Below are 10,122 nucleotides of genomic sequence, written 5' to 3'. Positions count from 1 at the left end.
GAGCCGTCGTCCTTCAGTGCTGCAAAGGCAAGTTCACTAGAGAAGATCTGGCTGACGCCAGAAGAAAGAGAAGAGGCAACAGCGGATGAATCACCGCCGAAATCTTGATCCCCCCAAGTGATCACGGTACCGTCGTCCTTCAGTGCTGCAAAGGCGGAAGAAGTAGAGAAAATTTGGCTGACGCCTGAGGAGAGAGAAGAGGCAACAGCAAATGAATCGCCGCCGTAAATGGAGTCCCCCCACGTGATGACGGAGCCGTCGTCCTTCAGTGCTGCAAAGGCCGCTGAAGTGGAGAAAATTTGGCTGACGCCAGAAGAGAGAGAAGAGGCAACAGCGGATGAATCACCGCCGCTAGAATCATTCCCCCAGGTGATCACGGAGCCGTCGTCCTTCAGTGCTGCAAAGGCATATTCATTAGAGAAGATCTGGCTGACGCCGGAGGAGAGAAAAGAGGCAACAGCGGATGAATTGCCGCCGGTAGAGTCATACCCCCAGGTGATCACGGAGCCGTCGTCCTTCAGTGCTGCAAAGGCAAGTTCACTAGAGAAGATCTGGCTGACGCCAGAAGAAAGAGAAGAGGCAACAGCGGATGAATCACCGCCGAAATCTTGATCCCCCCAAGTGATCACGGAGCCGTCGTCCTTCAGTGCAGCAAAGGCATATATATTTTTTTGTTCCTGATATGAATTGCCCGCACATGATTGAAGATTTGAGGCATAGGCTGAGTAGCCCGATTTAAATAGGGACTTATTCTCAACAGATGCAAGCGTGAATGAATCGCCGTCATTGCCGACCTGATCTTGAACTGCACTGGCATCATCTTCAGAGGATGGATCGGTATAGCTAATTGCAACTGTTGAACCTTGCTTGATTTGCGAGGCCAGGGTTAATTCAGCTTTTCCACCAACATTTTTGACGGATTCAACAGCCTTGGTTGTGCCATCGGAGATAACCGTAAAAGCAGAAGCATTGGCTGTTGTTGAGGAGATTACCTCGTTGTAAGTGAGCACAACTTTTGTGCCGTCTGTTGATGTCGCTGCAGAAATGAGAGCTGGAGGTGTGCTGTCATAAACATCGTTGGTGAGGGGGTTGGCAAAACCCACCACACCAGAAGAGAGAGAAGAGGCAACAGCGGATGAATCGCCGCCGTAAATGGAGTCCCCCCAGGTGGTCACGGAGCCGTCGTCCTTCAGTGCAGCAAAAGCCCCATAACTGGAGAAGATTTGGCTAACGCCAGAGGAAAGAGAAGACGCAACAGCGGATGAATCGCCGCCGTAACTGGAGGCCCCCCAGGTGATCACGGAGCCGTCGTCCTTCAGTGCCGCAAAGGCGGAAGAATTAGAGAAGATCTGGCTGACGCCGGAGGAGAGAGAAGAGGCAACAGCGGATGAATTGCCACCATGGGAAGAGTTCCCCCAGGTGATCACGGAGCCGTCGTCCTTCAGTACTGCAAAGGCCGCTGAAGTGGAGAAAATTTGGCTGACGCCGGAGGAGAGAGATGAGGCCACAGCGGATGAATCGCCGCCGTAATAGTCATCCCCCCAGGTGATGACGGAGCCGTCGCCCTTCAGTGCCACAAAAGCGCCAAAACTGGAGAAGATCTGGCTAACGCCAGAAGAAATAGAAGAGGCAACAGCGGATGAATTGCCACCATGGGAAGAGTTCCCCCAGGCGATTACGGAGCCGTCGTCTTTCAGTGCAGCAAAGGCGGAAGAAGTAGAGAAAATTTGGCTGACGCCAGAAGAAAGAGAAGAGGCAACAGCGGATGAATCGCCGCCGTAACTGGACATCCCCCAGGTGATCACCGAGCCGTCATCTTTCAGTGCCGCAAAGGCCCATTCATTGGAGACAATTTGGCTGACGCCGGAGGAGAGAGAAGAGGCCACAGCGGATGAATCACCACCCTTGTAGGAGTCCCCCCAGGTGGTCACGGAGCCGTCGTCCTTCAGTGCTGCAAAGGCGGAAGAAGTAGAGAAAATTTGGCTGACGCCGGAAGAAAGAGACGAGGCCACAGCGGATGAATCGCCGCCGTAATAGTCATCCCCCCAAGTGATCACAGAGCCGTCGTCCTTCAGGGCTGCAAAGGCCGCTCCATTGATGCCTCCATTGGAGAAGATCTGGCTGACGCCAGAAGAAAGAGACGAGGCAACAGCGGATGAATCGCCGCCATAATTGTCAACCCCCCAGGTGATCACGGAGCCGTCGTCCTTCAGGGCCGCAAAGGCATATTCATTAGAGAAGATCTGGCTGACGCCAGAAGAAAGAGACGAGGCAACAGCGGATGAATCGCCGCCATAATTGTCAACCCCCCAGGTGATCACGGAGCCGTCGTCCTTCAGGGCCGCGAAGGCATAAATATTTTTTTGTTCCTGATATGAATTGCCCGAATATGATTGAAGATTGGATGCATAGGCTGAGTAGCCCGATTTAAATAGGGACTTATTCTCTACAGATGCAAGCGTGAATGAATCGCCGTCATTGCCGACCTGATCTTGAACTGCACTGGCATCATCTTCAGAGGATGGATCGGTATAGCTAATTGCAACTGTTGAACCTTGCTTGATTTGCGAGGCTAGGGTTAATTCAGCTTTTCCACCAACATTTTTGACAGATTTAACAGCCTTGGTCGTGCCATCAGAGATAACCGTAAAAGCAGAAGCATTGGCTGTTGTTGAGGAGATTGCCTCGTTGTAAGTGAGCACAACTTTTGTGCCGTCTATTGATGTCGCAGCAGAGATGAGGGTTGGAGGTTTGCTGTCGTAAACGTCGTTGGTGAGCGGGTTGGCAAAACCCACCACGCCGGAGGAGAGAGAAGAGGCAACAGCGGATGAATCGCCGCCGTAATAGTCATCCCCCCAAGTGATCACAGAGCCGTCGTCCTTCAGTGCTGCAAAGGCCGCTCCATAGTCACCTCCAGTGGAGAAGATCTGGCTGACGCCAGAAGAAAGAGAAGAGGCAACAGCGGATGAATCGCCGCCGTAACTGGAGGCCCCCCAGGTGATCACGGAGCCGTCGTCCTTCAGTGCCGCAAAGGCGGAAGAATTAGAGAAGATCTGGCTGACGCCGGAGGAGAGAGAAGAGGCAACAGCGGATGAATTGCCACCATGGGAAGAGTTCCCCCAGGTGATCACGGAGCCGTCGTCCTTCAGTGCAGCAAAAGCCCCATAACTGGAGAAGATTTGGCTGACGCCGGAGGAGAGAGAAGAGGCAACAGCGGATGAATCGCCGCCGTAATAGTCATCCCCCCAAGTGATCACAGAGCCGTCGTCCTTCAGTGCCGCAAAGGCCGCTCCATTGATGCCTCCATTGGAGAAGATCTGGCTGACGCCGGAGGAGAGAGATGAGGCCACAGCGGATGAATCGCCGCCATAATTGTCATACCCCCAGGTGATCACGGAGCCGTCGTCCTTCAGTGCTGCAAAGGCCGCTGAAGTGGAGAAAATTTGGCTGACGCCGGAGGAGAGGGATGATGAAACAGCGGATGAATTACCACCATAGGAAGAGAGCCCCCAGGTGATGACGGAGCCATCGTCCTTCAGTGCAGCAAAGGCATATTCAGTAGAGAAGATCTGGCTGACGCCAGAAGAAAGAGAAGAGGCAACGGCGGATGAATCGCCGCCATAATTGTCATACCCCCAGGTGATGACGGAACCATCATCTTTCAGCGCCGCAAAAGAGAAGTGAGTAGAGAAGATTTGGCTGACGCCAGAAGAAAGAGACGAGGCAACAACGGATGAATCGCCGCCGTAACCGGAGGCCCCCCAGGTGATGACAGAGCCGTCGTCCCTCAGTGCAGCAAAGGCGGAAGAAGTAGAGAAAATTTGGCTGACGCCAGAAGAAAGAGAGGAGGCAACAGCGGATGAATCGCCGCCGTAACTGGAGATCCCCCAGGTGATCACGGAGCCGTCGTCCTTCAGTGCAGCAAAGGCATATACATTAGAGAAGATCTGGCTGACGCCAGAAGAAAGAGAAGACGCAACAGCGGATGAATCGCCGCCGAAATTGGAGATCCCCCAGGTAATCACGGAGCCGTCGTCCTTCAGTGCAGCAAAGGCATAAATATTTTTTTGTTCCTGATATGAATTGCCCGCATTTGATTGAAGATTGGGAGAATTTGTTGTGAAGCCACCCAGCTGATGATTCCAGGCCAGTTGTTGGCTGGCTTTGATGGGTAATGCTGGTGCACCAGTGAATGTTTTTGTTTGACTTGTACTTGAAAGGCTCCAAGAGCTACTGCCGTCAGCAAGACGACCGAGTTGTTGATTGCTCGACCACAGGGTTGCTCCAGTGAGTTCCTCGAAAACACTGATAAAACCCTGATCTGCACCGGTGGAGCAGCTCCAGAGAGCAATGCTGCTAACGCCCCAGCGCGCAAGGTTCTGTGGGCTGGATAAAAGGGTTCTGCTGTCGATTCGGGTGGAGCCAAGCTGCAGCTGGCCTGGGCTGCCATGGCTGACCCAGTGCAGGGTGGCCACCGGCTGATCAAGCTTTCGGCACTCAGCCAGAGCTTGGCCCACTGCCTGCAGTGGCTGCTGCTGCTCATCGAGCCAGAGCACCGGTGCCTCTGCAGCGGCAAGGAGTTGCCGGATCTGCGGACAAGATCCATCCGCAACGATCAATGCCGCTGCTTGATCCGGCACGAGCAAGGCGCATGTGCTTGATGGATCAAGCTGTCCGGCGCTGGGACGCGGATCGATGCCGCTGGAGAGGGAGGAGCTATTAAGCGCGGGGAAATAGACAGTCGACGCCTCAAAGCGTTTAGCCAAAACCCCACCCATCATAGATTCCGAACTTGTATTCTATGCACGACTTCTTGAAGAAGCATTGCTTGTTGATACTGAAAATCGAAGCCACCAAAAGGAGTCAATTTCCAGGCTTAATTATTAAGTAAAGATCAAATATCTAAGAATTACGCTCGATTTAATGCATTAAAAAGCTCGCCTTAGCGCTAATGTCAGATCTTCTGTTAGCTCGTTGTGAGCGCAACGGTCAGCATTGGCGAAACACAACTACATAGCCGCAACGCAAGCATATAAAATCACAAAATAAAACCTAGCGGCCGATATACTCTGCCTTAAGGCGGCCACCATGCACCGGGTTGTCATCATCAAAACGCATGATCTTTATTCTGCTAGTAGTTCAACTATAAGCAAATGCCTGCATCAATAGAATTCAACGCCGACAAGTTGATCAAAAAGCTCGATCTTATTCAGAAGGCATACCTCCCGCAGGCTGCCGAACAAGCATTAAAGAGTTTTGGCTTTGAAAGCCGGAAGACTCTCGCCGATGAGATGAGGAACCGATATCAGCACGCAACCAACTACACACTGAAGAGCCCTCGCTTCAAACAAGACGGCTTAAATCTCTCGATCTATATCAACGACGATCAGAGCCAGAACCAAAGCGCGGCCGAATACTTGTTCCCGCCTGACCGCAGCGACGGCAGGCGCCAGAAGCCGATCAAGCCGACCACGCTCGCTGGTTTCCTCCAGGGCAAATACGGCACCAACCGAATCCCCGTTCCGGTGCCCGGGTCCAGGGCAGGCCGCCAATTCATCAACAGGGCGGGCAACCTCAAAGGCAAGAAGGTGCAGTCGCCGATCGCTCAGCTCACGTCATCTAATCCGACAGGGTCGGAGCGTTACTTCGTGATCACGGACAAGCACGGTGGCCTCGGCCCCGGCATCTGGCGCCGTTATCGGGTCAAGAACGCCGTGAGCCTCGCCTTCGCCCTGGTGGACCAGAAGCCCAAGGTCGACACCCAGATCGACTTCCATGGCCTGGTGCTGAAGGACGCCGAGAAACGGTTGCCCGGCATGGTCGAGGACAAGCTGCGGAGGCTGTTGCGCTGAGTGTCGAAGCGCAAAGAAAGGTAAAACCGGTAGCGACCTTTGCAGACCAGGCCGCCCCCTGAGAAATGAGAATCATTCGCGCCTTCAAGCTGTCGTTATGACTGAAGCACTGAAACTCCCTTACTCGGTTCAAGGGCGCGGAACCGTTGAGTCCATTGGCAATCACTTTTATCGGGTTTGTGGTCCTGCGGGCTGCACCGTTGTGATGGGCCTTTCCAATGCTCTGTATCTGAGCCGGAATATTCCTGAATCAGCCTCCCCAGCTGACCCTTAAGAACTCTCTCTGGTGTTTGAACTGACCAACCCCATGCTGGTGGAGCTGGTCAGCCGTCCTCCTAACCGTTGGTGGTTGGTCGCGGTCCCCAGTGCGGGTCATCACCACCAGGTCGGGGTGCTCCACCAGAAGTGCGATGCCCACCAGCGAAGGCAATGACTCCCTATGTCCCCGTTAAACCCTCCGCACTCTCCGCACCCTCTCGGTCAAAAGGGGGAGCCAACCGTTGACCTCTAAACACTAAGACCTTCAGCTGCCTTCAGCCACCACATCTGGCGCTCATCTGCTTCGGATGACCACACCTGGTGCCTCGTTAGGCACACTTTTAGGCACAACGGCGATTTAGGCACACCAGCTAGATCCCCAAGATCTCAGTGGTGAAAAGGTTTTGAGGGGCCTTCCAGCCCCCGCGAGTCATTTGGGTGATAAGGCTGACTTCACCCCATCTCCCTTAAAGGGTCAGGCAGCAACAGGGGCTGCTTGACGGGAGAAACGAACGATGTTGTTCGCAGTTACGGGTTTGCTCTCACCGAGCAGGCTTCAGTCACCCTCCTCATGCCCCGTCGAAACCATTGCAGCCCCGTAAGGGGGAATGGAGCTGAGCGGAATCGAACCGCTGTCCGAAACACTGGTGTGGATCACCTAGTCCGACGAAGCCGGACCCTGTCATTCTGACAGGAGTGGTGGCCTGGAGCACAACGCCCTTGGGTCGAACAAACCGGCTATCTGCTGTTGCAGTTCTTCCCCAGGGCCTTGAGGCTGCCGGCAGCGAAGAACTGACCGACCTCGGGGCACATTCCGTGAAACCCGGCAGGCGTGCCGTCAGCTTCGAAGCAGACATGGCCTGTCTGTACAGGATGCACCTACAGGCTCGACTGCCCTTCCGCGTGCTGCGTCAGGTGGCGAGCTTCCCATGCCAAGGCCGGGACGACCTCTATGACGGCATCCGCCGGGCCCTCGACTGGGAACGCTGGCTGCATCCCTCCATGACCTTCCGGGTGGATGTGACCGGAACAACACCGGGGCTAAACCACAGCCATTTCACGGCCTTGCAGGTCAAAAACGCCCTTGTGGATGCGCAACGGGATCTGTGGGGAGAACGCTCCTCCATTGATCTCGACGACCCCGACCTCTCCCTACATCTCCACCTTGGTCGCGGAGTGGCCCAGCTGAGCCTCGACGGCAGTGGCGGAAGCCTTCATCGCCGCGGCTACAGGGCAGCCATGGGGGCCGCACCCTTAAAAGAGAATCTGGCCGCCGGCCTGATCCGCCTGACGGGCTGGGATGGAAGCAGCCCCCTGGTGGATCCCTGCTGTGGATCGGGAGTGCTCTTGATCGAAGCGGCACTGGCAGCGCTGCAGCAAGCACCCGGATTGGAGCGTCGTTTTGCCCTTGAGGGCTGGGCCGATTTCCAGCCCGAACTCTGGGAGAAAGAAGTCGATCGCGCCAGGCAGCGCAGGCGGCGAGACCTCACAGTCCCCCTCCTGCTTGGAATCGAAGCGGATCCCGCCATCGCTGATCAGGCCCGCGCCAACGTGGAGGCTGCAGGCCTGAGCGGAATCATCCGCATCTCCACCAGCCCGTTTGAAGACGAAACACTGCCCGATGGTCCGGGAGTTCTGGTGTGCAATCCGCCCTATGGCCAACGCATCGGTGACGAACAGGAGCTCGATGCGCTCTACAGCGCTCTGGGGCAATTTGTACGCCGAGAAGCCTCCGGCTGGCAGCTTTGGCTGTTGAGTGGCAATCCGAAGCTCACGGGTGCACTACGGCTGAAAGCATCGCGACGGATTCCTGTGAGCAACGGCGGAATTGATTGCCGCTGGTTGCAATACGACATTCGCTGATGCGACAACACGAGCCCACAGGTTTCAGTCGTCGTAGGAGACAAAGCTTCCGTTCACAGAAAATCCATCATTGGAGTCAACATTGATCGAGATATTGGCGACGGGTGACATCTGGACCAACGCACGATCCCAGCAGCGATAAATTTCAGCATGAATCGCTCGGGCGATGTGATCAGGGGCAGAAAAATATTTCATCCATTTGCCCCTTGAACGTCGCTTGCGGGCCGCCAACTGAGAGGCATTTCGCTCGAAGCTGCAATGAACCGTGGCAACTGCAACCTGCCTGAAACGTTGGAACAGTTTTTTGGCCAGAAAAGCTTGCATCATCAAATCATTTTGACGGGGCTTGAGCAGATCTTCAAAGCATCGCTTCGGCAATCTGTCGGTCTCATTTGAAAGACGCTGTGCCCTTCTTTTCAGCCCCCTAGGCCAATAGGACGCATCAATCCCCCGCAGTATTTGATAAAGATCAAGATGAAGTAACAGACCAGATAGCAGGGCCGACTCACGCGATAACCGCTTAACATGATTGGCCTGAAAACAGGAATGTTGCTCTAAAGCAAGGCCGTAATCGTCATATTCACGACCGGATCGATCCAAAACAGACCCTAGAAACTCACCTCTCAGTGCATCACCAAACAAAGGAAGATCAGATTGGACCGCTTTCTGGATGACGGAGGACTTTCCAGATCCACAGGGTCCGGCCACCAGGAAAAGAGTTGAGTGTTCCGAGCCAAGCTCAAGACGCGAACCGGATTGCTGATCAGGAACAAGATCCTGCCGAAGCCTTCGCCAGAAGGGTGAGCGCAGCGATCACAGAACAACAATCAAGGCAAGTTAACCCGGCATTAACCGGGTGTTAACTGTTAATTGCATGGTGAAGTGATGATGCGTCTAACGCGCTGGGGCCGGTTCAGACCCGCCCCATCACCGCACGCACGGTTTTCATCAGGCCCTCAAGCGTCTGGGGCAGGAAAGGCCCCTTCAAAACCTGCCCACCGATGCGCAAACTGATGCCAGCCAGCACAAGATTGGCAACGGACAGGGTCAGCAGCGCGCGGATCCAATCCAGCCCCCACTCGGCCTGAATCCAAAGCAGCAACGACGCTTCTCCCGCCAACAACGCCAGGAACATGGCGGTACCTCCGATGGCGAGGAACAAACCACCGCTGATCAATCGGCGTTTTTCCCGATCCACCTCCTGGAGAGCAATACGCACATGCAGGTCCATGACCGACGCCGCCAGCGCCGTGACCCGGGCGGCTGCTCCAAATCCACGCGGAGAGTTTTGATCGGCCATCAGGAACGCCGTCCTCCGCGAAGCATGCTGCCCAGCAGCAAACCAACACCTAGGGCAACACCTACGGCCAGAAGCGGTCGCTGACGCACAGGCGCCTCGATCTTTGGCCGCAGCGTGCTGTTCAACTCATCCAGCAGCTGTTCCAGTTGCTCTTCCAGGGGGTCAAGACTGTCGGCCCAATCGCGGCTGCGATCACCCGCGTTATGGAGAAGATCCTCAAGCTGATCGCGCACACCTTGGGGTGTCAGGCCTGTATTCGCTTCGATCAGACGAACAAGCTCATCCACACTTCCCCGGGTCGCTTCCAGGGTGTGATGGGCCAAATCCGGCCAACGCTCTTGGATCGTGGGGAGCAGGCTGTCGAACCGCTCACGGAAGTGATGCTCGAATCTGCCGTTGGACTGCGGCGGTGTCGAGGCCATAAAGACCAGTGGCAGAAACCTCTAAAAGGGTAGAGAGACTGAAGGCTGAGGGAAAGTCTTTGCCGCGATACGCCCTACTGCGTCACACCGGAGCACCGGACGACCCCAGCGGATGCCATATCGATCTGCTGCTTGAGGATGGGGATACCTGCCGAACCTGGCGCCTCGCGACCGTTCCGCGCCCGAACGCAGGGGCGCAACCGGCGGTTCCCTTGCCACCACATCGGCGGGTCTGGCTGGAACCACGCAGTGCCGCCGTTTCGGGCAATCGAGGCTGGGCCGAACGGATCCATGCGGGGAGCTACAGCGGCGTGCTTCCAAACGCCACGGATACAACGGATAAAGACGTGACCCTGCAGCTCCAGGGCGACCTTCTGGGCTGCCTACGCATCGCCAAAGGACACTGCTCGTTAACGTTCCCTTGAGC

At 55.5% G+C, this 10,122-nt stretch carries 8 protein-coding genes; 4 read left to right on the top strand and 4 right to left on the bottom strand.

Annotation, left to right across the window (positions count from 1 at the left end; translation table 11 throughout):
• Positions 1 to 4,766 (bottom strand): SwmB domain-containing protein (locus FZX13_RS11960; protein ID WP_226409742.1); only part of this gene is annotated, 4,766 nt, incomplete at its 3' end.
• 525 nt (positions 4,767 to 5,291) lie between these two features.
• Here FZX13_RS11960 and FZX13_RS11955 point away from each other — a divergent pair.
• From FZX13_RS11955 to FZX13_RS11940, 3 genes are all read left to right on the top strand, one after another.
• The gene (locus FZX13_RS11955; protein WP_226409741.1) at positions 5,292 to 5,852 is read left to right on the top strand and encodes a hypothetical protein; all 561 of its coding nucleotides are present in this window, start codon (positions 5,292 to 5,294) and stop codon (positions 5,850 to 5,852) included.
• A gap of 97 nt (positions 5,853 to 5,949) precedes the next feature.
• Positions 5,950 to 6,126 (top strand): hypothetical protein, encoded by a 177-nt coding sequence (locus tag FZX13_RS11950; RefSeq protein WP_226409740.1) that lies wholly within the window; start codon positions 5,950 to 5,952, stop codon positions 6,124 to 6,126.
• A gap of 704 nt (positions 6,127 to 6,830) precedes the next feature.
• Positions 6,831 to 7,973, top strand: coding sequence for a class I SAM-dependent RNA methyltransferase (locus FZX13_RS11940; protein WP_226409739.1), 1,143 nt, complete (start codon positions 6,831 to 6,833; stop codon positions 7,971 to 7,973).
• 24 nt (positions 7,974 to 7,997) lie between these two features.
• Here FZX13_RS11940 and FZX13_RS11935 read toward each other — a convergent pair whose 3' ends face one another.
• From FZX13_RS11935 to FZX13_RS11925, 3 genes are all read right to left on the bottom strand, one after another.
• Positions 7,998 to 8,681 carry a hypothetical protein gene (locus FZX13_RS11935; protein ID WP_226409738.1) on the bottom strand — a complete coding sequence of 228 codons (684 nt, stop codon included), beginning with the start codon at positions 8,679 to 8,681 and terminating at the stop codon, positions 7,998 to 8,000.
• A gap of 205 nt (positions 8,682 to 8,886) precedes the next feature.
• A complete protein-coding gene (locus tag FZX13_RS11930) occupies positions 8,887 to 9,273 on the bottom strand; it encodes a phage holin family protein (RefSeq protein ID WP_115093109.1) in 387 nt (128 codons plus the stop codon).
• Positions 9,273 to 9,695 (bottom strand): YqjD family protein, encoded by a 423-nt coding sequence (locus FZX13_RS11925; protein WP_115093108.1) that lies wholly within the window; start codon positions 9,693 to 9,695, stop codon positions 9,273 to 9,275. Before FZX13_RS11925 ends, FZX13_RS11930 begins: the two co-directional genes overlap by 1 nt.
• A gap of 59 nt (positions 9,696 to 9,754) precedes the next feature.
• On the opposite strand from FZX13_RS11925, the gene FZX13_RS11920 reads away from it, so the two are divergent.
• Entirely contained in the window at positions 9,755 to 10,120 is a 366-nt protein-coding gene (locus tag FZX13_RS11920; RefSeq protein WP_226409737.1) for a hypothetical protein, read from the top strand.
• Positions 10,121 to 10,122: the final 2 nt, after the last annotated feature.

Origin of the sequence: Synechococcus sp. MU1625 (assembly GCF_020514205.1) — a bacterium.
Lineage (GTDB): Bacteria > Cyanobacteriota > Cyanobacteriia > PCC-6307 > Cyanobiaceae > Parasynechococcus.
Note: the sequence above shows the minus strand (reverse complement) of the source record. Positions and strands in the feature narration are given on the sequence as shown.